Source organism: Lederbergia panacisoli (assembly GCF_024626525.1).
GTDB classification, from domain to species: Bacteria; Bacillota; Bacilli; order Bacillales; family Bacillaceae_C; genus Lederbergia; species Lederbergia panacisoli.
This window is the reverse complement of record NZ_JANJGU010000001.1, coordinates 348,584-374,736: the sequence shown is the minus strand read 5'-3', so window position 1 is coordinate 374,736 and position 26,153 is coordinate 348,584. Positions and strand designations below refer to the sequence as shown.

Annotated in this window: 30 protein-coding genes and 1 riboswitch; of the genes, 24 read left to right on the top strand and 6 right to left on the bottom strand. The window is 37.6% G+C overall.

The window, feature by feature from the left end; translation table 11 throughout:
• Nucleotides 1-59: 59 nt before the first annotated feature.
• A complete protein-coding gene (locus tag NQ185_RS01835; protein ID WP_257579809.1) occupies nucleotides 60-683 on the top strand; it encodes an MBL fold metallo-hydrolase in 624 nt (207 codons plus the stop codon).
• Between the two features lie 80 nt (nucleotides 684-763).
• On the opposite strand, the gene NQ185_RS01830 is transcribed toward NQ185_RS01835, so the two are convergent.
• Nucleotides 764-1,009: a DUF2626 domain-containing protein gene (locus NQ185_RS01830; RefSeq protein WP_257579808.1), complete on the bottom strand. Its 246-nt coding sequence runs from the start codon at nucleotides 1,007-1,009 to the stop codon at nucleotides 764-766.
• 249 nt (nucleotides 1,010-1,258) lie between these two features.
• Between NQ185_RS01830 and comGA the strand changes: the two genes are divergently transcribed.
• The 9 genes from comGA (at nucleotide 1,259) to NQ185_RS01790 (ending at nucleotide 5,845) form a co-directional block, all read left to right on the top strand.
• Entirely contained in the window at nucleotides 1,259-2,335 is a 1,077-nt protein-coding gene (gene comGA, locus NQ185_RS01825) for a competence type IV pilus ATPase ComGA (RefSeq protein ID WP_257579807.1), read from the top strand.
• Complete coding sequence (gene comGB, locus NQ185_RS01820) at nucleotides 2,268-3,338, top strand: competence type IV pilus assembly protein ComGB (protein ID WP_257579806.1); 1,071 nt, start codon at nucleotides 2,268-2,270, stop codon at nucleotides 3,336-3,338. Before comGA ends, comGB begins: the two co-directional genes overlap by 68 nt.
• Before the next feature lie 62 nt (nucleotides 3,339-3,400).
• A complete protein-coding gene (comGC, locus tag NQ185_RS01815; RefSeq protein ID WP_257579805.1) occupies nucleotides 3,401-3,715 on the top strand; it encodes a competence type IV pilus major pilin ComGC in 315 nt (104 codons plus the stop codon).
• Nucleotides 3,693-4,139, top strand: a complete 447-nt coding sequence (comGD, locus tag NQ185_RS20305; protein ID WP_373370762.1) for a competence type IV pilus minor pilin ComGD — start codon at nucleotides 3,693-3,695, stop codon at nucleotides 4,137-4,139. Before comGC ends, comGD begins: the two co-directional genes overlap by 23 nt.
• A complete protein-coding gene (locus NQ185_RS01810) occupies nucleotides 4,126-4,434 on the top strand; it encodes a type II secretion system protein (protein WP_257579804.1) in 309 nt (102 codons plus the stop codon). Before comGD ends, NQ185_RS01810 begins: the two co-directional genes overlap by 14 nt.
• Nucleotides 4,406-4,870 carry a competence type IV pilus minor pilin ComGF gene (gene comGF / locus NQ185_RS01805; RefSeq protein WP_257580043.1) on the top strand — a complete coding sequence of 155 codons (465 nt, stop codon included), beginning with the start codon at nucleotides 4,406-4,408 and terminating at the stop codon, nucleotides 4,868-4,870. The genes NQ185_RS01810 and comGF overlap by 29 nt, the downstream gene beginning before the upstream one ends.
• Nucleotides 4,857-5,039, top strand: a complete 183-nt coding sequence (locus tag NQ185_RS01800; protein ID WP_257579803.1) for a hypothetical protein — start codon at nucleotides 4,857-4,859, stop codon at nucleotides 5,037-5,039. The genes comGF and NQ185_RS01800 overlap by 14 nt, the downstream gene beginning before the upstream one ends.
• 60 nt (nucleotides 5,040-5,099) lie before the next feature.
• The gene (locus NQ185_RS01795; protein WP_257579802.1) at nucleotides 5,100-5,606 is read left to right on the top strand and encodes a shikimate kinase; all 507 of its coding nucleotides are present in this window, start codon (nucleotides 5,100-5,102) and stop codon (nucleotides 5,604-5,606) included.
• A gap of 59 nt (nucleotides 5,607-5,665) precedes the next feature.
• Entirely contained in the window at nucleotides 5,666-5,845 is a 180-nt protein-coding gene (locus tag NQ185_RS01790) for a YqzE family protein (protein WP_257579801.1), read from the top strand.
• Between the two features lie 1,063 nt (nucleotides 5,846-6,908).
• On the opposite strand, the gene NQ185_RS01785 is transcribed toward NQ185_RS01790, so the two are convergent.
• Together NQ185_RS01785 and NQ185_RS01780 are read right to left on the bottom strand one after the other, a co-directional pair.
• Nucleotides 6,909-7,721, bottom strand: a complete 813-nt coding sequence (locus NQ185_RS01785; protein WP_257579800.1) for a YqhG family protein — start codon at nucleotides 7,719-7,721, stop codon at nucleotides 6,909-6,911.
• Nucleotides 7,690-9,384, bottom strand: a complete 1,695-nt coding sequence (locus NQ185_RS01780) for a DEAD/DEAH box helicase (RefSeq protein WP_257579799.1) — start codon at nucleotides 9,382-9,384, stop codon at nucleotides 7,690-7,692. Before NQ185_RS01780 ends, NQ185_RS01785 begins: the two co-directional genes overlap by 32 nt.
• A gap of 116 nt (nucleotides 9,385-9,500) precedes the next feature.
• A riboswitch (glycine riboswitch) is annotated at nucleotides 9,501-9,591 on the top strand.
• 163 nt (nucleotides 9,592-9,754) lie between these two features.
• On the opposite strand from NQ185_RS01780, the gene gcvT reads away from it, so the two are divergent.
• Genes gcvT through gcvPB form a run of 3 tightly spaced genes read left to right on the top strand, consistent with a single transcriptional unit; the run spans nucleotide 9,755 to nucleotide 13,677 of the window.
• Nucleotides 9,755-10,861: a glycine cleavage system aminomethyltransferase GcvT gene (gene gcvT, locus NQ185_RS01775; RefSeq protein WP_257579798.1), complete on the top strand. Its 1,107-nt coding sequence runs from the start codon at nucleotides 9,755-9,757 to the stop codon at nucleotides 10,859-10,861.
• Nucleotides 10,862-10,880: 19 nt separating this feature from the next.
• Nucleotides 10,881-12,227 carry an aminomethyl-transferring glycine dehydrogenase subunit GcvPA gene (gcvPA, locus tag NQ185_RS01770; protein ID WP_257580042.1) on the top strand — a complete coding sequence of 449 codons (1,347 nt, stop codon included), beginning with the start codon at nucleotides 10,881-10,883 and terminating at the stop codon, nucleotides 12,225-12,227.
• Nucleotides 12,220-13,677, top strand: coding sequence for an aminomethyl-transferring glycine dehydrogenase subunit GcvPB (gene gcvPB / locus NQ185_RS01765; protein WP_257579797.1), 1,458 nt, complete (start codon nucleotides 12,220-12,222; stop codon nucleotides 13,675-13,677). The genes gcvPA and gcvPB overlap by 8 nt, the downstream gene beginning before the upstream one ends.
• Before the next feature lie 284 nt (nucleotides 13,678-13,961).
• Here the strand turns inward: gcvPB and NQ185_RS01760 are convergent, their stop codons facing one another.
• A complete protein-coding gene (locus tag NQ185_RS01760) occupies nucleotides 13,962-14,351 on the bottom strand; it encodes a rhodanese-like domain-containing protein (protein WP_257579796.1) in 390 nt (129 codons plus the stop codon).
• 417 nt (nucleotides 14,352-14,768) lie between these two features.
• Between NQ185_RS01760 and NQ185_RS01755 the strand changes: the two genes are divergently transcribed.
• Nucleotides 14,769-17,321, top strand: coding sequence for a vitamin B12-dependent ribonucleotide reductase (locus tag NQ185_RS01755; RefSeq protein ID WP_257579795.1), 2,553 nt, complete (start codon nucleotides 14,769-14,771; stop codon nucleotides 17,319-17,321).
• A 113-nt stretch (nucleotides 17,322-17,434) separates the two neighbouring features.
• Nucleotides 17,435-18,319, top strand: coding sequence for a patatin-like phospholipase family protein (locus NQ185_RS01750; protein WP_257579794.1), 885 nt, complete (start codon nucleotides 17,435-17,437; stop codon nucleotides 18,317-18,319).
• 3 nt (nucleotides 18,320-18,322) lie between these two features.
• Here NQ185_RS01750 and NQ185_RS01745 read toward each other — a convergent pair whose 3' ends face one another.
• Nucleotides 18,323-18,667 (bottom strand): SA1362 family protein, encoded by a 345-nt coding sequence (locus tag NQ185_RS01745; protein WP_257579793.1) that lies wholly within the window; start codon nucleotides 18,665-18,667, stop codon nucleotides 18,323-18,325.
• Between the two features lie 61 nt (nucleotides 18,668-18,728).
• Entirely contained in the window at nucleotides 18,729-19,673 is a 945-nt protein-coding gene (locus tag NQ185_RS01740; protein ID WP_257579792.1) for a DUF1385 domain-containing protein, read from the bottom strand.
• Between the two features lie 130 nt (nucleotides 19,674-19,803).
• Here NQ185_RS01740 and NQ185_RS01735 point away from each other — a divergent pair, with 130 nt between their 5' ends.
• The 9 genes from NQ185_RS01735 (at nucleotide 19,804) to spoIIIAE (ending at nucleotide 25,882) form a co-directional block, all read left to right on the top strand.
• Nucleotides 19,804-20,298: a YqhR family membrane protein gene (locus NQ185_RS01735; RefSeq protein ID WP_257579791.1), complete on the top strand. Its 495-nt coding sequence runs from the start codon at nucleotides 19,804-19,806 to the stop codon at nucleotides 20,296-20,298.
• 78 nt (nucleotides 20,299-20,376) lie between these two features.
• Nucleotides 20,377-20,823: a type II 3-dehydroquinate dehydratase gene (aroQ, locus tag NQ185_RS01730; protein WP_257579790.1), complete on the top strand. Its 447-nt coding sequence runs from the start codon at nucleotides 20,377-20,379 to the stop codon at nucleotides 20,821-20,823.
• A complete protein-coding gene (locus NQ185_RS01725) occupies nucleotides 20,823-21,884 on the top strand; it encodes a M24 family metallopeptidase (protein WP_257579789.1) in 1,062 nt (353 codons plus the stop codon). The genes aroQ and NQ185_RS01725 overlap by 1 nt, the downstream gene beginning before the upstream one ends.
• Nucleotides 21,885-21,907: 23 nt before the next feature.
• The gene (efp, locus tag NQ185_RS01720; protein ID WP_257579788.1) at nucleotides 21,908-22,465 is read left to right on the top strand and encodes an elongation factor P; all 558 of its coding nucleotides are present in this window, start codon (nucleotides 21,908-21,910) and stop codon (nucleotides 22,463-22,465) included.
• Between the two features lie 128 nt (nucleotides 22,466-22,593).
• A complete protein-coding gene (spoIIIAA, locus tag NQ185_RS01715) occupies nucleotides 22,594-23,529 on the top strand; it encodes a stage III sporulation protein AA (RefSeq protein WP_257579787.1) in 936 nt (311 codons plus the stop codon).
• Nucleotides 23,522-24,037 (top strand): stage III sporulation protein SpoIIIAB, encoded by a 516-nt coding sequence (gene spoIIIAB / locus NQ185_RS01710; protein WP_257579786.1) that lies wholly within the window; start codon nucleotides 23,522-23,524, stop codon nucleotides 24,035-24,037. Before spoIIIAA ends, spoIIIAB begins: the two co-directional genes overlap by 8 nt.
• A 17-nt stretch (nucleotides 24,038-24,054) precedes the next feature.
• The gene (gene spoIIIAC, locus NQ185_RS01705) at nucleotides 24,055-24,258 is read left to right on the top strand and encodes a stage III sporulation protein AC (RefSeq protein ID WP_213127714.1); all 204 of its coding nucleotides are present in this window, start codon (nucleotides 24,055-24,057) and stop codon (nucleotides 24,256-24,258) included.
• Nucleotides 24,259-24,280: 22 nt separating this feature from the next.
• Nucleotides 24,281-24,667 (top strand): stage III sporulation protein AD, encoded by a 387-nt coding sequence (gene spoIIIAD / locus NQ185_RS01700; RefSeq protein WP_257580041.1) that lies wholly within the window; start codon nucleotides 24,281-24,283, stop codon nucleotides 24,665-24,667.
• 27 nt (nucleotides 24,668-24,694) lie between these two features.
• The gene (gene spoIIIAE / locus NQ185_RS01695) at nucleotides 24,695-25,882 is read left to right on the top strand and encodes a stage III sporulation protein AE (protein WP_257579785.1); all 1,188 of its coding nucleotides are present in this window, start codon (nucleotides 24,695-24,697) and stop codon (nucleotides 25,880-25,882) included.
• The last annotated feature ends 271 nt before the right edge of the window (nucleotides 25,883-26,153 follow it).

Genomic DNA, 26,153 nt, shown 5'->3' with positions numbered 1-26,153 from the left:
ATGAATACAATACGCAGCTAATGTATAATGAAATTAAAAAGTAAAGTGAGGAAAGTGATATGAAGTGGCTTCAAATTCCGCTTGGGCCGATGCAAACAAACTGTTATCTTCTTTACAATCAGGGAAAGGATTGTATTATTTTCGATCCGGGCGAACAAGGCTTGGATTTAAATAAATTTTTAAAAAATGAAGGATTTAGTCCACTTGCCATTGTGATGACACATGCTCATTTCGATCATATAGGTGCAGTAGATTTGGTAAGGGATGAATGGGAAATTCCCGTATATATTCATACATTAGAATCGGAATGGCTAAAAAGTCCAGAATTGAACGGGTCAGCCCGTTATGGGGCAAATATTGCCGCAAGGACCGCGGATTATTTACTGTCTCAAGAAGAGCCTCTTAAAATCGGCACATTTAAATTACATGTTCTTCATACCCCAGGCCATTCCCCCGGCAGTATTTCATATTATTCAAAAGAGGCAAATGCTCTTTTCGGAGGGGATACACTTTTTGATGGTAGTATCGGAAGGACAGATCTCCCAGGTGGAAATCATGAACAATTGCTTTCAAGCATTAAAACAAAACTGTTTACTTTACCAGAATCGACAGAAGTACTGCCCGGTCATGGTCCCGCAACGACAATCAAAAAGGAAAAAGAAAGTAATCCATTCTTAATATAGGCTCCAAACACAACCATAATTTAATAATAAATGAAAAAAAGCTATACCTTTTATAGAAGGTACAGCTTTTTTAGCCATTATTATCCCAATCCACCGCCTGGAGGCATTAGGAACAATGTATAGTATGTAAATCCAGCAAAGAATACTGATAAATATGCGGCAAACACATACATATACATACGTTCAGTTAATCTTAAATAACTCAGAAGAACAAAGAATCCTGTTTGTCCGAGGAAAAGCAAAGCGGTTTTGTCCATGCCGCCAAGATAAAACATAATTGTAAAAATACCAGTCCAAAAACCTAAAACCCTGTACATACGATCCATATGTATCCCTCCTTTGCAGCCTTAACTCCATCAATACATTATTATATAGGAAGAAGCCGGATAATGTAAATATATGTGCCGCTCATGTTTGTGACGATTGCGTGATATTATCCTATTTCTTTACCCATTTATTATACCTCAAAAAGGGTAAAAATAATAATATGAAAAGTTTTATTTTTTTGCAGGAGAATGAAGATATATGTCGAATATATTGATTAACGAAAAAATAAAGGCGGTGTTATATGAAGAATGAATATAAAAAGAAAGGCAGATCTTCTTCTTACTGAGGCATTGCAGGATAATGCAACAGATGTCCACATCACACCCAACTCCGAAAATTATCTAGTTCAATTTCGGATGAATGGAAAATTAAGTACCATTAAAAACTTTTCATTAGAAGTTGGGGAGAGACTCATTTCACATTTTAAATTTATGGCCTCGATGGACATCGGCGAAACAAGAAAACCACAAAGCGGTTCCCTTCAAACAATTGTCACCAGATTGGAAACTTCCCTTAGAATTTCAACATTACCTTCTGCACATTCAAAAGAAAGCATTGCAATTCGAATTCTCCCCCAACAGTCGTTATTCCTTAATCATTTATCTTTATTTCCATCTAGTATTGATCTTTTAACTTCTAAGATGATCAAAGCATCTGGCATGATGATAGTCACTGGACCGACTGGCTCAGGAAAATCCACTACTATGTATGCTCTTGCCCAATATTGTTCTGGCTATTTAAATCGCCATGTCATTTCACTCGAAGATCCAGTGGAAAAAATTCACGATCATATCCTTCAAGTTCAGGTGAACGAAAAAGCTGGCATAAGCTTCAGTTCCGGATTGAAGGCCATTTTGCGACATGATCCGGACATCATTCTTGTAGGGGAAATACGTGATGCGGAAACAGCGAAGGTTGCAGTAAGAGCGGCGATGACTGGCCATCTAGTATTGACAAGTCTACATTCGAGGGATACGAAGGGAGCCATCACTCGGCTTTTGGAGTTGGGAGTAGGGAAGCATGAACTAGAACAAACGTTATTAGCAATTACAGCTCAAAGGCTTGTTTCGATCAAATGTCCTTATTGTGGAGCAAACTGCTCTAAATATTGCAAAAGTCAATATCGTGGCAAACGTACTGGATTATATGAAATTCTTCAAGGCAAAGCACTGTCTCTTGCTTTAAAGGAAACTAGAGAGGAGGTCGGAAAATATCGTTATGAAACCCTCCAATATTTAATTAGAAAGGGGATTGCGCTTGGCTATTTGGCATCTGAAGAATATGAGCGTTGGATTGTTGAGGAGCAGGCAGAAGCTAACACTTAAAGAGCAAGGTATATTTTTATCAAGGGCAAGTGAAATGCTCAAAAATGGGTTTACCTTATTAGAGGTATTACATTTTTTCGGTAAGTTAGAGGGGAAAAATCACCAATTAATGGACTCAATGATAAATGACTTGAAAAGTGGCCATAAAATACACGAAGTATTTCTTAAGCACCATTTCGATCAAGGTGCATGCGTCCAATTGTTTTTTTCCGAGAAACATGGATTTTTAGCGGACGCATTACTTGAATCTGGAGAATATTTACAAAGGATGGATGAGGAGCGCAAAAAATTATTAAAGCTTATGCAGTATCCACTAATTTTAATATTTATCCTCTTATTTGTAGGAATTCTTCTAAACACATTGTTACTGCCCCGATTTCAAAATCTTTATCAGTCCATGGGCTATGAGCCGACTATAGGGATAAAGCTAGTCCTTCACCTTATGCAAAACATCCCATATTACCTACTACTAATATTCATTGTTTGTTTCGTTCTTTTTTCAATCTTGAAATGGATATTTCAAAAGAAATCCGCATTGGAAATTGCCTCGGTTTTTTCATCTTTTCCACTTATCAATTCCATATACAAACTTTACCAAACCAATTTCATTGCAAGGGAATGGGGCTATTTGCTAAGGAGCGGTTTTTCCATCAATGAAATTATTACAATTATGGAAAGTCAAATGTACAGACCTCTATTGCAAGAATCTGCACAACAATTGAAAAAGATGCTTCTTGTTGGACATTCTTTTGGAGATGCCTTATCCAAATTAAGTTTTATTGAAAAAGAGATGATTTTAATTGTAAACCATGGTGATAAAAACGGGAGAGTCGATAAGGAGCTTCTTTATTACAGCCAACATTGTCTACAAAAACTTCAAGAAAAAACAGAAAATATTTTTTTAATCATCCAGCCCATTATTTTTTCATTCATTGGGTTGGTCGTTATAGCTATTTACATGTCAATTTTTTTCCCAATGTTTCAAATGTTGGATTCTATTTAATGAAGGCCCTTTCCAAAACATAAAAAATATAACAATTAGCCATAAAAAAGGAGATGTTTAGAATGAGAAAAATATTTAAGGAAAATGAAAAAGGCTTCACACTAATTGAAATGATGATCGTCCTATTAGTCATCACAATCATTCTGCTTGTAGCTTTGCCTAATGTTACGAAGCAAAGCTCAAGCATTAACGAAAAAGGGTGCGAAGCAATGGTGCAAATGGTGCAAGGGCAAGTTCAAGCTTATTATATGGAACACAAGGAATATCCCTCATTTGATGATTTAAAAGAAAAGGATTATGTAGGTAATCAGTTTACATTTGAATGTCCGAACGGGAACGCCCTTTTGATAGAAGATGGAAACGTTACACAAGAATAATAAAGGCTTTACACTGCTGGAAGTATTAATAGTCATTTCTGTTATGACCATCATTTTTTCCTTTAGTTTTTTCACTTTGAAATCTTTTTGGGTAATGATGCAAAAAAATATGTTCCTTAATCAGTTGCAGTCTGATATATATTTTGGACACTCTTACGCTCTAAATCAAAAAGAAACAATCATTTTTAGATTCTCTCGTATTAATCAACAATATGAAGCAGTTATGAGAGACACGAATAAAGTGATAATAAAAAGGAAGCTCCCTGCTTCTATTAGGATAGTAGAGACAAATCTTCCGAGTTTTGCTATTACACCTGAGGGGAACGTATCAAATTTTGGGACGATGGTGATAAGTGTCAATGATAAAAGAATGAAAATAACATTTTATATAGGAAGGGGGCGGTTTTTGATTGAGGAGCAATGAGAACGGATTTACACTTGTGGAAGGACTATTGTCACTCAGTATTGCCATTATTATTTGTGTATTATTATTTCCTTTACTCTTTAAGATGCTTCTTCATTTACATGAAGGAAAAAAGGATATGATCGCAAATAGATTATTATACGAACATATTGAACAACATTTGCCTTTAGTCTTTTCATCTGAAGAGATAAGAACAATACGGGAGACTCAATATGACTTATCAATAGCGATATATGGTGATAATCATTGGAGGGCTTGTGTTGAGTATGATGGGCGAAAAAAGTGTTTTGAATAACCAAAAGGGCTTTACATTGCTTGATTCGATTTTCTCTATGTTCATATTGACGATTATCATGTCTGTCATACCATTAATTATTCAATCATTTTCTGCAATAGATCAGGCGATAAGTGTGGAAGAAGATTTTGAATGGAATCTTTTCTTGATTGATTTCCGAAGTGAATTAGTAGAAGCTGAAAAAGTGCGTGTTTATAGTAATCGAATATTAATCGACAAGAATAACTTTTTGACTATTTATGAAACATACGGCGATAGCATTAGAAGAACGTTTAATAATAAAGGGCATGAAATTGTCCTTCAATATGTACCATCCGTAAAATTTTCTCAAATCGATCAGATGTTGCTATTACATGTGGTTTTTAGCAATGGAGTGAAAGAAGAAGCACGCTTTGTCATCCCACCAGAAAAGGAGGAAACGAATGATGAGGGATGAAAATGGAGCCGCTTACCCAGTCGTTTTGATTGTAGCAGTCCTTTCTTTATTTGTGATATTCGAAGTAACGCAAATATATATATCTGAAATAGGCTTTGTAACGGAAATGAAAGATTATTACGAGAAACGGATCATCCAATTGCTTAAAAACGCCATTATAGAAAATTAATATGGCCTAGGCGTCCTCCTATTATATAATGAAAGAAGAAATATATAGAGGTGGATGAATATGTTGAAAAAATCAATCTATCTAATCGGTTTTATGGGAGCTGGGAAAACGTCGATTGGACATGCTCTAGGTGAAAAAAGCGGGTTTCCGGTAATTGATACTGATGAACGTTTTGAAGTATATACCGGTATCCCAATAAAGGACTTTTTCGAACAATATGGGGAAGCGTGTTTTCGGAACAAGGAAACGGAAATATTATTGAGCCTTCCTGACAGCCCGTCCATCATCACTACTGGTGGTGGAATCATTTTAAAAGAAAAAAACCGACAATTCCTAAAGGAAAGCGGCAGAGTAGTATTTTTACAATGTAGTCCGAAAGTATTTTTGGAAAGACTGAAGGGAGATCAAACAAGACCGCTTATAAAGAATAAATCGGCTGAAGAGATCAGTGAGATGTATGAAAAAAGATTGCCTTTATATTTGGAGAGTGCATCTTTTACCATTAATACGTCAGATTTATCCATTGAAGAGGCCGCCGAAACCATTATAAGTCGAATGAATCTATAAAACTTGGCTATACTTCTAATAATATTGAAGTTTGTTGAGTAGAGAGAAGGAATAGATTCATGTCTACAAATGATTATTTTAAATATATAACTGAAACGTTCATAAAACATTTTGAACTGCCTAAAGAGGAAAGAAAGCAACTTAGACTCAATCGAAAAAATGCAAAGCGTCCAGCTTTAATACACTGGTTTGGCTTACTTCCGATTTCAATAAGTATGCTTTTAAAAAGAAGAGGCTGACCGAATCAAGGGCACTGAAAAGTGCAATAAATTTAGTAATGGGATAAAACTTAGCTGTTGATTTCGTTCCAGGCGACTTCGCTTTCCGCGGAGCCTCCTCGGCGCTTTGCGCCAGTGGGGTCTGAGTCTTGCCGCCTTCCACTACAATCAATGGATTCTTTACTTTTACTTAGGCTAAATATCAAAAGGTATAATTCCTTTTTATTAAAGGGACTATATCTTTTTTTGTGGCTCTGTTATAACGGAATGGTTAATTTCACTGTATTTTAAAAATAAACGGATAAATTCCGTTTAAATTGGAATATACCCATATTTCCGTGAAAATAAAGGAAGCTTTTCCGTTTATATCATCCAAATCTTGGATTTTATCTTATTTAAAGCAGTTAATCGGAATATCTCCGCTTATATCCCCTTCTAAAGCTGGTTTATATACATTAGCAGGAAATTCTCCGCCTATGAATTCTCATACCTACACGAAAATCAACAATTATTAATAACAGAGCTCTTTTTATAAAAATTATAGTAATAAATTTTTAACTGGTCCGTACCAAGATTCCAAACTAACAGTAAGTGATTTCCTGTCCATGCCATTTTACGATTTAATTGCTCCAAAGGATATATTGTTGAGTAAGATTAACAAATTAGTGAAATTCTCTTTGTTTTGATGAACTTAAAGATAAATATTGCTATTATCCAAACAGTAATTTTATTTTTTATCAAACAAAAAAAGTCGACAAAGGACTTTATATCGCGATGTGTATCTTATACAAAATAGCCAATATTTAATATTAGTTGTATGCAACAAGATTTATCTTTAATTTAAGCAGTTGCCTGTTGATTGGAGCAGAAGGCGGCGACTCCTGGTCGGCTAAAGACGGCCACGTCCTGTGGCCAACGCCGACACTAGGACGTCCTGTCAGTCGGGGGATGGTGAGATCACACAGGAGCGCAGCGACGAGGAAACTCACCGCACGCCCCCCTGAAAGCGTTCGCTGGAACGGGAATCAACAGTATTTTATGAAATACTTTATTGGAAGTACTTTTTAACTAACTTTGAGAAAAGTCAGCCTCTTTTAATAAGATGCGGTTGGGTTGCTAAATAGTAAAGTCCCCCGTTTATTATTTCCATATTTACGATTGGTTCATATTGATCCCGTAGAGCTTTTTTTTCAATCTCGTATGTTTCCGGTTTCTCGCTATGATCTTCGTAGAAATGATCTAAAAGTTGTAAATCCTCATTCCATCTAGTGATTGCATCCTTCGCCCATGGGTGCTCCTCTTTTGTCACTTCATTTATTAAATAATTTTCAATTCGTTTAATGCCGCTTTCTGGTCTGATAATTGGTGAAATCGTAAAACAGTAGTCAGGTATCGTTTGTTGTAGCTGTAAGGCTTCTGCTTGTTCGTAAAAATTTTCAAAAAGGGAGCCATTGATTAAGTTTAGTCCAATCGATTTTAATAAATCCATTTTCCTGTCACACTGGTAGGAAATTTTAATGTTTAACATGAGCCACGGATGGAGAGGGACCTGTTGATTACTATTTGCCTTGCTTGGCACTTCGTAAGTCCTTATATAAGCAGATATTTTTTTTGTTGCTTTAAAAATTTGATGAAGTCTTGGTGCTCCGAAATGAATGATCTCACCTTTAATATGATCAGGTATTTTTTCTTGGTCCGTAATAAATGTTATTTTCATTGGATTTGGGATGCCGCCCGTTTTCTCTAAATACGTCCAATAAAATGGGCGATTCATCAATTCTTTGTCCATATCAACTGTTAATTGTACAGTTAGGTGTCCAAGCCCAGCTTCTTCAATTAAACAATCATTTTCACTAAAAAATGTTTCAAGATATTGATGAATTTCCTTTTGTAGCATTCGTCGTATCCTCCGATCGTAGCGTATCAGCAAATTGAATCAATGAAGATAGATTACTCATTTTCACTTTCATTTCTCCTTCTGATTTCGATTGCTCAAAAATATCTTTTAAATATTCGTCGAATTCCTGGAATTCAAGTCTTGATAATATATCATCCAATTCTCCAACTACACGTTCGAATAGTTGGATTTTGTCATAAAGTAATTTTACGATATGCTCTTCAATAGTCCCCATAATGGTGAAATTGTATATATGAACATTATTTTCTTGACCTAGCCTGTGAATGCGTCCGATTCTTTGTTCAAGGCGCATCGGATTCCAAGGAAGGTCAAAGTTAATAATATGTGAGCAAAATTGTAGGTTAATTCCTTCACCGCCAGCTTCGGTTGCAATTAAGACTTGAGCGTGGTTTTTAAATAGCTCTCGCATCCAATCTTTTTTTCCTCTTTTAAATCCACCTCTAAAGGGAACGGAACGAATTCCGTTTTGTCCTAAAAACCATTGTAAATACAGTTGTGTAGCCCTATATTCCGTAAAAATGATAACTTTATCACCGATTGATTTAATTAATTCCAACACCTTAGTTGCTTTCGAATTTTGAGTGATGGCATCAATTTTTTGCTGCAAAAATTGAATGGACTCAATAAATAAAGGGGAAGGCTGTTCATATTTGGCCAGCATATTTTTCAATGTATAGAAAACAGCTTCCCTACTGCTGCATGCCTCTCGTTTCAATGTAATTAGGGAAAATCCGTGAACGGGCACATCCATTCCCTTCAACATTTCAATCGCATTATATAATTCACGTTCTTCATGCGTAAATTCAATCGGTATTGTTTCCACATGTCTTTCCGGCCATTCTATCCCGGTATCACCGCGCCTATTTCGAATCATTACTTTATTGACGAGTTCTTTCAAAAAAGCATCTTCTTGCACCGATAATTTTTTATCCTTATATTTGTCTGAAAAGCCACTCTCACTACCTAGATGACCAGGTTTAAGGAGAGATACAAGGTGAAATATTTCTTCAATTTTATTCTGGATTGGTGTTGCTGTTAATAATAAACAGAATTTCTTTTTAAGCGATTGAACAAATTCGTAGTTTTTTGTTTTAGGATTTTTAAGCTTATGTGCTTCATCTATGATAATAAGATCATAGTCTTGTTCTGCTATCAGTTCCTTATGTGGACTTCTTTTCGCCGTATCAATTGAGGAGACGACACAATCATATTGCTCCCATACATAGCTTTTTCTCTGTGCGACAGCAGGGATGTAAAATTTCGTATTGAGTTCAGACACCCATTGAGAGACGAGTGAAGCAGGAACGAGAATCAATATTTTTTTTACTAGTCCACGAATCATATATTCTTTTATAATCAATCCTGCCTCTATTGTTTTCCCGAGTCCTACTTCATCTGCCAAAATAGCTTTCCCGTTCATGTTTTCTACTACTTGGCGAGCGGTTTCTAGTTGATGCGGCAATGGAGTTAAATTTGGCAAAAATTTTGGAGCAATCAATCCTTCGAAGGACGGAACACTTAAATATTCTTCCGCTCGAATCGCTAATTTAAATAGCTCTCGATTTGCCCATGGCCCATCTTTATCTATTTTTTGTAAAAAACTTTTTTGCCAGTCTTGTTGAAAGACTACCCTTATTGACATAATGAACCTCCCCAAAATAACGAAAAGCATTGATGAATAGTTGAAATGGTGATACGATGTTGTTGAATGTCACAGTTTTTATTATTATGCCCAGGAAATGAACATAATATTGGCGGATGAGAACACGGGGAGAGACTGCATGCGCAGCGCCGAAGGAGCAAGCAACAATGTTGTGAATCTCTCAGGCAAAAGAACCCTTGTTTGACGCATCTCTGGAGAGTGTTCAATGATTTCAGAACCACCAAAGGGGTAAGCCGAAAGGTGAAACTCTCAGGTGCCAGGACAGAGAATCCCATTTAATCATCGGGATTTCTCTGTCCTTTTTTGTATTCTTGTACATATTAAGCTAATGAGAAGGAGGTTTTTACAAATGACGAATTTAAAAAGAACTCCATTGTATCCGCTTTATAAGGAATTGGGCGCAAAGACAATTGATTTTGGAGGATGGGATCTTCCAGTCCAATTTTCCAGCATTAAAGAAGAACATGAAGCAGTAAGAACAAAGGCGGGACTTTTCGATGTATCGCATATGGGTGAGGTATCCATAAAAGGTAAGGATAGCTTGGCATTTTTACAAAAGATGATGACGAATGATGTTTCGAAGCTCAAATCCGGAGGCGCACAGTATACCGCAATGTGCTATGAAAATGGTGGAGTTGTAGACGACCTTCTCATCTATAAATTTTCAGATGAAGATTACTTGCTTGTTGTCAATGCAGCGAATACGGTTAAGGATGTAAAATGGCTGATTGATCATTCTTTAGGAGATGTTGAAATACTAGATGTTTCAAATCATTACGGTTTACTCGCTATTCAAGGACCGAAAGCGGAAAGTATTCTTCAAAAATTAGTAAAAGAGACGGATTTAAAGGAAATTAAATTATTTAAATTTAAAGAACATGTCGATGTGAATGGTTCTCACGCATTAATATCTCGAACAGGATATACGGGTGAGGATGGATTTGAAATTTATTGCAATTCTTCTGAGGCTGCAAAAATTTGGAGTGAACTTCTGACAGCAGGTGTGGAAGAAGGATTATTGCCTTGTGGACTCGGCGCAAGAGATACACTTCGCTTCGAAGCAAACCTAGCCTTATATGGACAGGAACTTTCTGAACAAATTACTCCTTTAGAAGCCGGTATTGGCTTTGCAGTTAAACTAAATAAGGATGAAGATTTTATTGGGAAGACTGCTTTGCAAAACCAGAAAGAAACAGGTGTCCCACGGGCAATAGTAGGAATTGAAATGATCGATAGAGGAATTCCTAGACATGGGTATAAAGTGTTCTTGGAAGATGAGGAAATTGGTTTCGTTACTTCAGGAACACAATCTCCTACAATGAAAAAAAATATTGGACTCGCACTGATAAATTCCAAATATAAAGAAATTGGTAATGAGATTACGGTGGAGATTCGCGGAAAACGATTAAAAGCCGTAGTGATACCGACCCCTTTTTATAAAAGAGCTAAAATATAGGCTGGAGGAGACTGTTATGATTAAACATCGCTATTTGCCAATGACCGAGCAAGATCAAAAAGAAATGCTTGAAGCGATAGGCGTGGAGTCAATCGGTGACCTATTTTCAGATATACCTGAAAAAGTTCGTTTTAAAGGCGAGTACAACATTAAGAAAGCAAAGTCTGAACCAGCTTTATTAAAAGAACTCGCAAGTCTTGCAGGAAAAAACGCTGATTTAAGACAAAATGTTTCCTTCCTAGGTGCTGGTGTGTATGACCACTATATTCCTACGATCGTCGATCATGTTATTTCAAGATCTGAATTTTATACGGCGTATACCCCTTATCAGCCGGAAATCTCCCAAGGGGAGCTTCAAGCAATATTTCAATTTCAAACAATGATTTGTGAGTTAACTGGTATGGATGTGGCGAACTCTTCCATGTATGACGGAGGGACTTCCCTTGCGGAAGCTGCCATGCTAAGTGCCGGCCAAACAAAGCGTAAAAAGATTCTTGTTTCTAAAACAGTCAATCCTGAATCAAGAGATGTGTTAAAAACATATGCAAAAGGCCAATATATCGATGTAGTAGAAATTCCTTACGAAAACGGTGTGACTGATTTAGCTGCTCTTAAAAAGGAACTAAACGATGATGTTGCTGCAGTTATCGTTCAATATCCGAACTTTTTTGGTCAGATTGAACCTTTAAAAGAAATTGAACCACTGATCCATGAGCAAAAAAGTTTAATGATCGTTTCTAGCAACCCACTTGCACTTGGTGCACTAACTCCTCCTGGTGAATTTGGAGCGGACATCGTCGTTGGTGATGTGCAAGCGTTTGGAATTCCTGCTTCTTTCGGAGGACCACATTGTGGATACTTTGCTGTAACCTCAAAATTAATGAGAAAAGTTCCCGGTCGTTTAGTCGGTCAAACGACAGATGAAAACGGGAAGAGAGGATTCGTATTAACACTACAGGCTAGGGAACAGCATATACGCCGTGATAAAGCGACTTCGAATATTTGTTCTAACCAGGCATTAAATGCTTTAGCTTCCTCTGTTGCCATGACGGCTTTAGGAAAAAAAGGCGTTAAAGAAATGGCTATCCAAAATATTCAGAAAGCACAATATGCGAAAGGAATGTTTAAAGAAAATGGATTTACCATTCCATTCAATGGCTACCAATTTAACGAGTTTGTTATAAGTCTTGGTCAACCTGTCAGTGAAGTGAATGAAAAGTTGCTGAAAAAAGGAATTATTGGCGGCTACGATTTAGGTCGTGATTACCCTGAATTAGCCGGCTATATGCTCGTCGCTGTCACGGAACTAAGAACTAGGAATGAGATTGATAGCTTTGTGAAGGAAGTGGGGGAGAGCTGTGAGTAATCAAGATTTAAAGTTAATTTTCGAAATGTCCACCCCAGGAAGAATTGGCTATAGTTTGCCTGAGATGGATGTACCGGAATTAGATATAACCGAATGTTTGCCTGAAGGATATATAAGAGAAAATGAACCAGAGTTACCTGAAGTATCAGAGCTTGATATTATGCGTCATTTTACTGAACTATCTACTCATAACCACGGGGTTGATTCAGGATTTTATCCCCTTGGATCTTGTACGATGAAATATAATCCAAAAATAAATGAACAAGTTGCACGATTCCCAGGCTTCGCCCATATTCACCCACTACAGCCTGAATCATCTGTTCAAGGTGCTCTTGAATTAATGTACGATTTGCAGCAACATTTAATTGAAATTACGGGGATGGATGAAGTAACCTTGCAGCCTGCAGCTGGTGCTCACGGTGAATGGACTGGGCTTATGATGATTCGCGCTTTCCATGAAGCGAATGGTGATACTGAAAGAACGAAAGTCATCGTACCTGATTCTGCTCATGGAACAAATCCGGCATCTGCTACTGTTGCAGGACTTGAAACGGTAACAGTAAAATCTGGTGAGGACGGATTAGTAGATTTAGACCACTTAAGAGAACTGGTTGGTCAAGATACAGCAGCTTTAATGCTCACCAATCCAAACACACTTGGTTTATTTGAAGAACAAATACTCGAGATGGCTGAAATTGTCCACGGTGCTGGTGGTAAGCTTTACTACGACGGGGCGAATTTAAATGCGGTTATGTCAAAAGCACGTCCAGGGGATATGGGATTTGATGTCGTCCATTTAAATCTTCATAAAACATTCACAGGCCCGCACGGTGGCGGGGGACCAGGTTCTGGGCCAGTCGGTGTAAAAAACGATTTAATTCCATTTTTACCAAAGCCAGTGATCACGAAAAAAGATGACATATTCGTGATTGATTATGATCGCCCACAATCAATCGGACGAGTAAAACCGTTTTATGGGAACTTCGGAATTAACGTACGTGCGTATACGTATATTCGCTCAATGGGACCTGATGGATTAAAAGCTGTCACAGAATATGCAGTACTAAATGCTAACTATATGATGAGAAAGCTAGCTCCATATTTTGATCTTCCGTATGACCGCCATTGTAAACATGAATTTGTTTTAAGTGGAAAGCGTCAAAAGAAGCTTGGAGTCCGTACACTTGATATGGCGAAAAGATTGCTTGACTTTGGCTATCATCCACCAACCATCTACTTCCCGCTAAATGTGGAAGAGTGCATGATGTTTGAACCGACAGAAACAGAATCAAAAGAAACGCTTGATGCCTTTATCGATGCGATGATCCAAATTGCGAAGGAAGCGGAAGAAAATCCTGAACTCGTTCAAGAGGCTCCGCACACGACAATCGTCAAACGACTAGATGAAACGAAGGCGGCTAGAAAGCCGGTATTAAGGTATATAAAATAATAGTAATAAAGAGGCAGGCTCATAATTGTGGGTCTGCCTCTTTATATTAAATGTCTGATGAAAGATTGCGGTGAATCAAGAAAGATTTCGTAATTTGAACATGTTCCTTGAATTAGTTGCGGAGCTTGAAAAAAGTATATGAAATATTTCATAATAGGAAGTTAAAAGGGAATTGTTGATTCTTTTTATTTTGATTTAACCTTATTTCTTTTAAAATCATCATTCCACCCCTTCCTCGATTGAAAAAAATGCCGCGGAAACAACCCGCGGCATTTTTTTAGCTATTATACTTTTTTCTTTGATTTAATTCTTCCCGACCACTTTTTAAATCCACCTTGTAAATGATACAGTTCGCGGTATCCTTTACGATAGAGAGTTTGTGCTGCTCTACCGCTGCGCAAGCCGCTCTGGCAATATAAATAGACAGGTTTGTCCGGACGGATTTCTTTCATGCGGTTCTTTAATTGAGAAATAGGAATGTTACGCGCTCCAAGTATATGCCCGCCTTCAAATTCATTTGGTTCACGAACATCGATCAGCTGTGCTTTTCGATAGCCTGCACGAAATTCCTCTTCTGTTAATGTTTTTAAGATTTTTTTCTGACGGAAGTAATTGTATAGGGAAAAAGCAATGATTGCTCCCAGTAAAATTAATAAAGTGTATAATGCCTCCAATATTCTTCCTTCCCCTTTCTAGTAAATAGCCCTATCTTCTATTATATTCATCATCTGCATCTGAATCAAAAGCTTTTTCATTTATTTTTTTAAATCGTATATATTCTGTGAAAAAATATTTTTATTACTTTTTCTATAAAACCTTATCATATAAACGCTGAAAGAGAAAATAAAAAGAGCAAATGCAAATTTTGTTCAAAAACCGTGGTATTTGTAGGATTTTCGTATAATATCTTTGATTTTCTTTTTTTTACTGCTAATTTTGAATTTGACAAAACGATAGAGAGTTCACCTGAATTACTACATATAGTATGGGGCATAAAAAATAAAATACAATATATAGTGTTTAAGCGTTGATTTAGTGGTTAAATATATGGTAACGTAACTAATAGAATGATTTTTATAGGAGTTGACGCAATGTCTGTAGTATTTTCGAAAAAACAAACCCTCAACATAGAAAGGCTTAATCAAGACATTCGGTTGTTTAAACCAGTTCATCCGATTACGCCTGACATGAAGATTACTCATAAAGGGGTATCTAGGCTTGTCATGATTGACCGTTATGCCTTTAAGGATACGGAAAAGATTACTTTAACAGATGGCGATTTTGTTGTTTTAACGATTAAGGAAGATCCAAAATTCCCTGCAAGAGGGCTTGGATTTATCAAGGCAATTAACTGGGAAGAGAAAACGGCTGAAGTCATTGTCGAAGAAGAATTCCGCAGTGTACTTGATAGTGATAAGGAAAGAGAAACAGGATTAATCATTCGCCCTCTTGATATTATCGAAAAACCATTGGAAATATTTTATGAACAAATTGCTAAACGTAATGCAACAGGATTGGCATCCGTAGAAAAGACGGAAGAAAAAAGGCAAGAATGGTTTGAAAAGTTTTATAAAGAACTTTCAAGTCTAAACTTTATACCAGCCGGCCGTGTGTTATATGGGGCAGGCGCGGATACGGATGTAACGTATTTTAATTGTTACGTTATGCCATTTGTTGCCGATTCACGTGAAGGGATATCAGAGCATCGAAAGCAAGTAATGGAAATCATGAGCCGCGGTGGTGGAGTAGGAACGAACGGTTCTACATTACGCCCTCGTAATACTCTTGCTAGAGGAGTAAATGGTAAATCATCAGGTTCTGTGTCATGGCTAGATGACATTGCGAAACTAACACACCTTGTTGAGCAAGGCGGGTCAAGACGCGGAGCACAGATGATCATGTTAGCGGATTGGCATCCAGATATTATTGAATTTATTATTTCTAAAATGCAAAACCCAAGAATTTTAAGATTCTTAATTGAAAATACAACGGATCCTGTCATTAAGAAGCATGCGAAGGATAAGCTGAAATTTACTCCTCTTTCCCATACAGAAGAATCCATGTATCAAGGAGTACTCAACTATCGCAACATACCGGGCCTTGGTGGCTTTGACGAAAGTATTTTCCGTGAGGCTGAGGAAAAATTGACTGAAGGCGGTACATATTCAGTCCATAATCCTGAGTTTCTGACTGGGGCAAATATTTCAGTCTGTCTTACAAAAGAATTTATGGACGCAGTTGAAAACGATGAAGAGTATGAACTTCGTTTCCCAGATGTAGAAAATTACAGTCCAGAAGAAATGGAAGCATATAATACTGAATGGCAAGAAGTCGGAGATGTGCGCGAATGGGAAAAACTTGGTTACAAGGTACGCACATACCGTAAAATCAAAGCTAAGGAACTATGGAACTTAATTAATATATGTGCAACATATTCCGCGGAGCCAGGCATTTTCTTCATTGATAATGCAAATGAAATGACAAATGCAAAAGCCTACGGTCAAAAGGTTGTTGCAACAAATCCATGTGGTGAGCAGCCTCTTGCTCCATTCTCAGTATGTAACCTTGCGGCTGTTAACTTAGCTGAAATGGCTGATAAAGAAAACAAAACAGTTAATTACGATAAACTAAAAGAAACGGTTCGTATTGGGGTACGCATGCAAGATAACGTAATTGATGCAACTCCATACTTCCTTGAGGAAAATAAAAAGCAAGCACTTGGAGAGCGCCGTGTCGGTCTTGGTGTAATGGGCTTATCAGACTTATTAATTTATTGTGAAAAAGAATACGGTTCTACAGAGGGCAATGAATTAGTAGACAAAGTATTCGAGACAATCGCAACGACAGCTTATGAAGCTTCAGTAGAGCTTGCGAAAGAAAAAGGAAGTTTTCCTTTCCTTGATGGAGAGACTGCAGAAGATACAAATCGTCTTCGCAAAGCTTTCACAGAAACTGGCTTTATGAAGAAAATGCCAGAGGAAATTAACGAGTCCATCCTACAATATGGAATTCGTAATTCGCATCTCCTTACTGTTGCTCCAACTGGATCAACAGGAACAATGGTTGGCGTTTCTACAGGTTTAGAGCCATATTTCTCCTTTACGTATTATCGCAGTGGACGTTTAGGTAAATTTATTGAAGTGAAAGCAGATATTGTTGAAGAATATTTGAGTGCACATCCAGAAGCAGATCCAGATAACTTGCCAAATTGGTTTGTTACAGCTATGAGCCTATCTCCTGAAGCACATGCAGATGTTCAGTGTGTCATTCAGCGCTGGATTGACAGCTCCATCTCAAAAACAGTCAATGCACCTAAAGGCTATTCAGTTGAACAAGTTGAGCAAGTGTATGAGCGCTTATATAGAGGCGGTGCTAAAGGCGGAACTGTTTATGTTGATGGCAGCCGTGATTCTCAAGTTCTCACGTTAAAAGCTGAGGAAAATAATGTGGAATCGAGTGAACAATTAACATTTAATGAACCCGTTGTATTAGTAGAGACAATTCAAGATTTACGTTCAACAAGTGTGACCATTGGATCTGAAATTGGCAATACATGTCCTGTCTGCAGAAAAGGCCAAGTAAAAGAAATCGGCGGCTGTAATACATGTGACAACTGTAATGCCCAGCTAAAATGTGGTCTATAATAAATTAATTTTAAAAAACAGGTTATCCCATTATGCGGGAAGCCTGTTTTTTGTTCTAATTCCCGCTTCTTTTTCCTAAAGATAAATAAGGACCTTTTGGAGGAGTGGGTAGCATGAATATCGATGGCGTGTTTTCTGGAGGAGGAATTAAGGGTCTTGCCTTAATAGGGGCGTATGAAGTATTAGAGGAGCAAGGATTTACTTTTAAAAGATTGGCAGGAACAAGTGCGGGTGCCATCATGGCTGCATTTATCGCTGCGGGTTATTCGAGTAAGGAAATAGAAGTTCTTATGGATGAAACGGATATGAAAATATTTTTAGATCAACGTACGACTCTTTTACCTTTTGCAATCGCCAAATGGCTCTTGCTTTATTGGAGAATGGGCATGTATAAAGGAGATGAGTTAGAAGAATGGCTCGGAAAAAAAATGGCAGATAAAGGTGTTTATACATTTAAAGATTTGCCGCCGGGAAAACTGAGATTAATTGCGTCAGATCTCTCAACAGGGAGGCTGATTATCCTGCCCGATGATTTAGAAAGCTACGGTATCCCAAAGGAGACATTTCCTGTCGCAAGGGCCATTCGCATGAGTTGTGGAATTCCATTTTTTTTCGAGCCAATCAAATTACGTTCCTTATCAGGAGAAAATATTATCGTTGATGGTGGACTTCTTAGCAATTTTCCACTGTGGCTATTTGAAAATGAAAACAAAAAAAGGCCGCGTCCAGTACTAGGCATAAAGCTTAGCTACAATATGGAGGAGCAGCCAAAAAGGAAAATAAAAAACGGTCTATCATTATTTGAAGCATTATTTAGTACAATGAAAGATGCACATGATGCAAGATATATTTCCCGAAAACATGAAAAGGATATTGTTTTCATCCCAATCAATGAAAGCTTTTCATCTGAATTTTCTATATCCGAAGAAAAAAAACACGCCCTTATTGAAAAAGGACGTCTTAGGACAAAGCAATTTTTACAGAAGTGGACGTACTAAAGCCTAAAAAATAGCTCGGTCTTTTTTCTTGCTTTTTTTGCCATCAATCACAGTTAAATGTGCAGCAGATCTTTTGCGAAGCGGCTTTTTTCGAATCTGACTACTAGCTTGATGCGAGACGCGATTACGCTTTTTCGAAAGTTTTGCAGCCTTGGCAAATGATCTATTTTCACGTTGTTCAGGTTTTCTTCCTGCCCAAACTCGATAAATAAAATAGATAGCACAAGCGATGAGCCCCATAATAAAAATTTGTCGAAATAATCCTGTTGGATTGTTAAAAATATATGATCCCAGTCCAATTATTGCCATTAGAGCAATGATTCCTACCATCCAATTACGTACTTTCAAGAGCGCCACCTCCTCGGGAGTAATGTCCATTTTTCCCAAAAAGAACTAAGTATATACTCTATTAAACGATTTTCTCTATTTCTATATTGTCTTTACTTTGCTTTTCCACTTTTAATAATTCCTTAAACGAGGCGAGCGCAACTTCTACTTGTTCATCGTTCGGTTCTTTTGTTGTAAGAAGCTGCAGCCAGAGTCCCGGATATCCGAGCCACTTTAGAACAGGGATATTACGCATTTTATTAGTTAGCTGTAAAACTTCAAAAGATACACCTAACACAACAGGAATGAGAGCCAGTCGATTTAATATTCGTACCCACAGCGGATCGACTTCGAAAAACATGTAAATAATCACACCTACAACGACAGTAAAAAGAATAAAACTGCTTCCGCACCGATAATGAAGTCTTGACATCGATTGAACATTTTCAACCGTCAATTCAAGATTATTTTCATATGCGTTTATGACCTTATGCTCAGCTCCGTGATATTGAAATACGCGCTTAATAAGTGGAGTCATCGAGATAAAATAAATATAGGAAAGCAAAAGAATTAACTTAAAAAGTCCTTCAATTAATATTTGGGCTGTATCACCAGGGATGATAGGTTTAAATAAAGCCGCTAGAAAGACAGGCACCAGGGTGAAAATAAACTTTGAAAAAAGAAAGGATAGAACTCCTAGGACTGCAACACTCAATACTAATGTCGTTTTTGACATTTTTTCTTCATTTACTTTTTCATCATCAATCGGGTCTACATCGTAACGATCCGTCGAAAATGTTAAATGCTGGGCTCCGTTTGCACTTGCTTCAATGATGGCAACAATCCCACGGAGAAATGGAATTTTTTTCAATGTTTGAAGAACAGGCCTTGATTTTCTTGGTAAATAAAAATATTCAATCGTTTGATCTTTACGGCGGATAGCGGTCACGGTTTGATGTTTACCGCCGAACATGACTCCTTCGACTACAGCCTGCCCACCATAAGCAGGTTTACTTGTGTTTTTCATAGCTTGTCACCAACTTATTGGATTTTAAATATATATTCATCTTACTAAAATAATAGGAAATTCACCAGATAAAATAATTTATGCACAAATGATGCAATCCAGGGACATGATAAAGATGGAGGTGGAAATAATGGAAAAAGAAAAAGAAGCCGTCGAGAAATACCAAATGTCTGTTTTGCAATTAGCATGTATTACTGGTTTTATCGCGGGTCTATTTGGGACGCTATTTGGCTTTTTTGCACATTACTTTAACTTTACGGAAATAAGTCCTAAAGTTATTTTAACACCATTTACCGGGAAATGGATTGATGGCTGGCTTGGATTTGTTGTACCGGCATTATTTTATGGATTATTATCCATTGTAATTGCGCTCGTTTACTATATGGTATTAAGAAAACAAAAGTCACTTATATGGGGGGCGCTTTATGGTGTAGTGATTTTTGCCCTAATATATTTAGCGCTATACCCAATGATTCCCGGAGTGAAATGGATGTTCCATTATCCATTTATTACGATTGCAACGGAGCTTTGTTTTTTTCTTATATATGGTCTATTCATTGGCTACTCTATCTCGTATGAGTATGGAGAACAATTGTTATGGAGTAAAGTAGAACAAAAACATTGACAACTATACCTAGTTGAAAATCATATATTTATGGTAGAATGTTCTAGTAATCATTCTTGACTAGGGCGTGAGTCATTCGTGAAAATTCTCGTATTAAATGGTCCGAATTTAAACATGCTCGGGTTGCGTGAGCCAGGAATATATGGGAAAAATTCGCTTGCAGAACTCGAGAAAAGTATTAAAAATGCTGGTGGAAAATTAGGGATGGAAATAAAATGTTTCCAATCCAATTACGAAGGAGCATTACTGGATGAAATTCATCAAGCAGGTGAAAATGGCTTCCAGGGAATTATAATAAACCCAGGTGCCTTTACCCATTACAGTATAGCTCTTAGGGATGGGATAGCATCGATTGATCTTCCTGTCATTGAAGTTCATATTTCCAACGTACACGCAAGAGAGGAGTTTAGAAAACATTCTGTCACAGCTCCTGTCTCAATTGGACAAATTGCTGGATTTGGATTTTACGGCTATGAAATGGCGCTGCATGCAATGAAAGAATACGTAAAAGGGAGAGAGGTATAGTGGGGAAAATAGAGAAACTGCGTGAGAAATTTAAGAAATCTGATATTGATGGTTTTCTAATTACAAGTACATATAATCGCCGCTATATGACTAATTTCACTGGTACTGCGGGTGTAGCCCTTATTTCAGGGGAACGGGCTCTTTTTATTACAGATTTTCGTTATACGGAACAAGCCGCTAAGCAAGCGGAAGGATACGAGATTGTAAAACATGCAGGTCCAATTAGTAAAGAAGTAGCTGAAAAAGTAAAAGAGTTAGGAATTAAAAGGCTTGGTTTTGAGCAGGATCATATGCCTTTTTCTATATGGAAAGAGTATGAGGAAGTGCTTGAGGCTGAACTTATTCCTATTTCGAATGTCATCGAAGATCTAAGATTAATAAAAGATCCTCATGAAATTGGAATATTAAAGGAAGCTGCAGACATTGCGGATGCGGCATTTAAGCATATCCTTGATTTTATAAAACCAGGTAAAACGGAATTGGAAGTTGCGAATGAGTTAGAGTTTTTTATGCGTAAGTGTGGTGCAATTTCGTCCTCCTTTGATATTATTGTGGCATCTGGCTGGAGGGCTGCTTTACCACATGGGGTGGCGAGTGAAAAGGTTATAGAAAATGGTGATTTCGTAACGATGGATTACGGTGCCCTCCATAAAGGGTATATATCAGATATAACCCGAACCGTAGCGGTTGGAGAGCCATCTGAAAAATTAAAGGAAATATATAATATCACTCTTAATGCCCAATTAAAGGCAATGGAGCAAATAAAACCGGGCATGACTGGTATTGAAGCGGATGCTATTGCAAGAGACTATATTACGGAAAATGGTTATGGAGAGAACTTTGGCCATTCCTTAGGTCATGGAATTGGTCTTGAGGTTCATGAAGGACCTGGATTATCAATTCGTTCAGAAACGAAGCTTGTGCCAGGTATGGTTGTAACTGTGGAACCGGGCATTTATTTACCGGGCATTGGTGGAGTACGGATTGAGGATGATACGTTAATAACAGAAACAGGAAATGAAACGTTGACACACTCAACAAAAGAATTAATTATTTTATAAGGGAATTTTTAGGAGGAATACAAATGATTTCAGTAAACGAATTTCGAACAGGACTTACGATTGAAACAGACGGAGGGATTTGGCGTGTTATGGATTTCCAACATGTCAAACCGGGAAAAGGGGCTGCATTCGTCAGATCTAAATTAAGAAATCTGCGGACAGGAGCAATTCAAGAAAAAACATTTAGAGCTGGTGAAAAAGTAGAAAGAGCTCAAATCGATAATAAAACGATGCAATATTTATATGCTACCGGTAATACGCATGTATTTATGGACAGCAATTCGTATGAACAAATTGAGTTGCCCGCATCCCAAATTGAGTACGAATTGAAGTTTTTACAAGAAAATATGCAAGTTCATATCATAATGTATAATGGTGAAACGCTAGGTGTTGAATTGCCAAATACTGTGGAGCTTGAAGTCATTGAAACAGACCCGGGGATTAAAGGAGATACCGCATCAGGTGGATCCAAACCAGCAAAAATGGAAACGGGCTTAGTCGTACAAGTGCCATTTTTCGTCAATGCAGGCGATAAACTTGTCATTAATACGTCAGACGGATCATATGTGTCTAGAGCATAAATAATATAAGAAACCTACCGAGGAAGATCATTTTCCTCGGTTTTTTTTATTGCTTTCTCACCTTACTCTCATATTTGAAGACAAGCTGAATACATATTAGATAGAGAAGATGTTGGGAGGATAGCAAGATGAATGCGGTGATTCGAATGTTGCCAGCTCGTATTTGCGAATTGATAATGAAGCTTCCTCCTGACAAATTGGGTGAAGTAGAAGAAATTAGATTAAGGATAAACCGAAAAGTTGAAGTGGCATCAAATGGCATTCCTCTATTCCTCCCATACGTATTTACAAAAGAGGATGCTGAACAATTCATCAGTAAGCTGGCCAATCATTCTTTCTATACTCTAGATGAAGAATTAAAGAAAGGCTATATCACCATTGAAGGAGGGCACCGGGTTGGTCTGGCAGGGAAGGTCATACTTGAAAATGGCTCGGTGAAAGCTATAAGACATTTAGCATCATTCAATATCCGGATTGCAAGAGAAAAAATTGGGGCCGCGGAAAAATACATCCCATATTTGTTTCAGCATGTGTGGGAAAATACGATGATTATCGGGCCGCCCCAAACTGGAAAAACGACATTGTTAAGAGATATAGCGAGGGTCATTTCTAGTGGTTTATATGAGCAAAGCATTCCTGCATTAAAAACAGGTATTGTAGATGAGCGCTCCGAGATTGCAGGGTGTGTACATGGAGTGCCCCAGCTCTGTTTTGGTCCTAGAATCGACGTTTTGGATGCTTGTCCGAAAGCAGAAGGGATGATGATGATGATTAGGTCCATGAGCCCTAACGTCCTAATTGTAGACGAAATCGGAAGAGCGGAAGACACTATGGCCATCATGGAGGCCGTAAACGCAGGGATTACATTAATGATGACAACGCATGGGAATAATTTTGAAGAAATTAGTAAAAGGCCTTTATTAAAACCAATCATTGATCAAAAAGTTTTTGGAAGATTCATAGAGTTGTCTCGAAGTAATGGTCCAGGAACAACCGTTTCAATAAAAAATGCTGATGGTGATCCTGTGGTACTTAAGGGAAAGGCGAAAGTATTTCATGATTAAAATAATTGGAGCCATTTTTATTATTGGTGCAACATCGTGGGCAGGCTTTGAATTCTCAAAACAACTAAGCGAAAGGCCAAAGAATTTACGATTATTTAGACACTCTCTTGAAACATTAGAAGCGGAAATTATGTACGGTCACACCCCACTTGGGGAGGCGGCAAATAATATATCCGCACAAATACCGGAACCTATTGCGACCCATTATAGAACTTTTTCCGAAAAATTAATGCAAGAGGATGCCGTTGTGAAAACGGTATGGGAAGAAAGCCTTAGCGAAATCTGGGAATCTACTTCATTAAAACAAAGTGAATTTGAAATATTACTTCAGTTTGGAGAAAATTTAGGAAGACATGATCGAGACCTACAACAGAAACAAATTTTGCTAACCCTCACCAACTTGGAAAGGGAAGAAGAAAATGCTCGCGAAAAGCAAAAAAAGTATGAAAAAATGGTGAAAAGCCTCGGAGTTCTGACTGGCATGCTTATCATCATTTTGCTTTTGTAGTGATAGGAGGAAATGATATGGGCATTGATGTAGATATCATCTTCAAAATAGCCGGGGTAGGGATCGTTGTAGCATTTCTCCATACGATACTTGATCAAGTCGGTAAAAAAGAATATGCACAATGGGTTACGTTGTTCGGGTTCATATATATTTTATTTATGGTCGTGTCGATCGTAGATGGGTTATTTCAGAAAATCAAGTCTGTTTTTTTATTCCAATAGATAGGGGGAAACCGCTATTGCAATCTTACAAATTGCGGGGATTGCCCTAATAACGACATTTCTAGTACTGGCGATCAAGGAACAGACTCCGAATTTTGCCTTCTTGCTTGTGTTATTTGCGGGAACGGGCATCTTTCTATTTCTTGTGGATCAGGTGCATAAAATCATTTTAATGATTGAAAATCTAGCAGGCAGTGCAAATGTCAACACTTTATATGTTAAAACAATTCTCAAAATCATCGGCATCGCTTATATTGCTGAATTTACAGCACAAATAAGCAAGGATGCGGGTCTCGGCTCTATGGCGGCAAAAGTAGAGTTAGCTGGAAAAATTTTAATACTCGCAATAGCAGTGCCCATTATGACGGCTTTAGTAGAGACTATCATTAATATCATGCCAGTTAATTAGACTTAGCGATGGAACGGAGTGGGGGACATGCGACGAGGACTGCAGGTTCTATTAATATGTTTTTTTTCATTTTTTGGTGCCATGACAACTGCAGCTGAAGATATGGAAAATCAAATAAACGAAACGAACGACCAGCTTACAGATCGGTATATTGAAGACCTTGGTCTCGAAGAGTTATCTGAACATTGGGAGTCAATCGTCCATGAATACGGCGGCTATTTACCTGAGGGTAAAAGAGGCACGTTCATTGAGTTTGTAAAAGGGGACAAGTCCTTTTCATTTTCAGATTGGGTTAACGGGATCATTTCATTCATTATGCAAGAAATAATCCTCAATATTAAATTACTAGGATCACTTTTACTGCTTACGATCTTAAGTGTATTTCTACAATCACTCCATAGTGCTTTTGAAAAAGGTGCCGTAAGCCAAGTGGCTTATTCCATTATTTTCATGGTCCTGATTATTATCGCATTAAATAGTTTCCGAGTGGCAGCGGATTATGCGATTGAAGCGATTGATTCAATGAGTCAATTCATTCTCGCCCTATTGCCATTATTGCTTGCATTAATCGCTTCCTCTGGAGGTGTTGCAACATCTGCATTCTTCCATCCGATTCTCGTATTTTTAGTGAATATTAGTAGTATCGTCATAAAAAATGCTGTTTTACCATTATTATTTTTAGCTACATTATTAAGTATAGCCAATACATTAAGCAAACAATTTAAAGTGTCTCAGCTTGCAAATTTATTAAAGAAAATCAGCATTGGAATTCTCGGAGCATTTATCACTATTATCCTCGGTGTTATTTCTATTCAAGGGGCCGCCACTGCTGTTGCAGACGGGGTTGCGATAAGAACGGCAAAATTTGTAGCCGGAAATTTTGTACCGGTAGTAGGGCGTATGTTTACAGATGCAGCAGACACAGTTTTAAATGCATCCCTTCTGCTGAAAAACACAGTGGGTATTGCAGGTGTGGCTCTCATCTTATTAATCGCTGCTTTTCCGGCGTTAAAAATATTAGTTATTTCTCTTATATATAAGCTCTCAGCAGCACTCATGCAGCCTTTAGGTGATGGCCCTGTCATTGAATGTCTAGATGCCGTCAGTAAAAGTGTGATGTATATCTTCGCTTCCCTAGCTATTGTTTCATTTATGTTTTTTATTAGCATGACGATTATTATTACGTCAGGAAATATAACGATGATGGTGAGATAGATATACTCTTGGAATTTCGATACGAAAATTTACTAAATTTCCAATAAGCATACTGAGAATTGTACTTTATTGGCGATTTGGTTTTCATTTTCAAAACTTTTTCAAAAAAGGTTGTTTGTAATCATTGTTACATACCAAGATAGTGCTAGTTGATTTCCGCTACAGTTGCTCGCTTTCCGCGGGGCGGGTGGTGAGCCTCCTCGGCGTAAACGCCTGTGGGGTCTCACCTGTCCCGCTGATCCCGCAGGAGTCTCGCACTTTCGCTCCAATC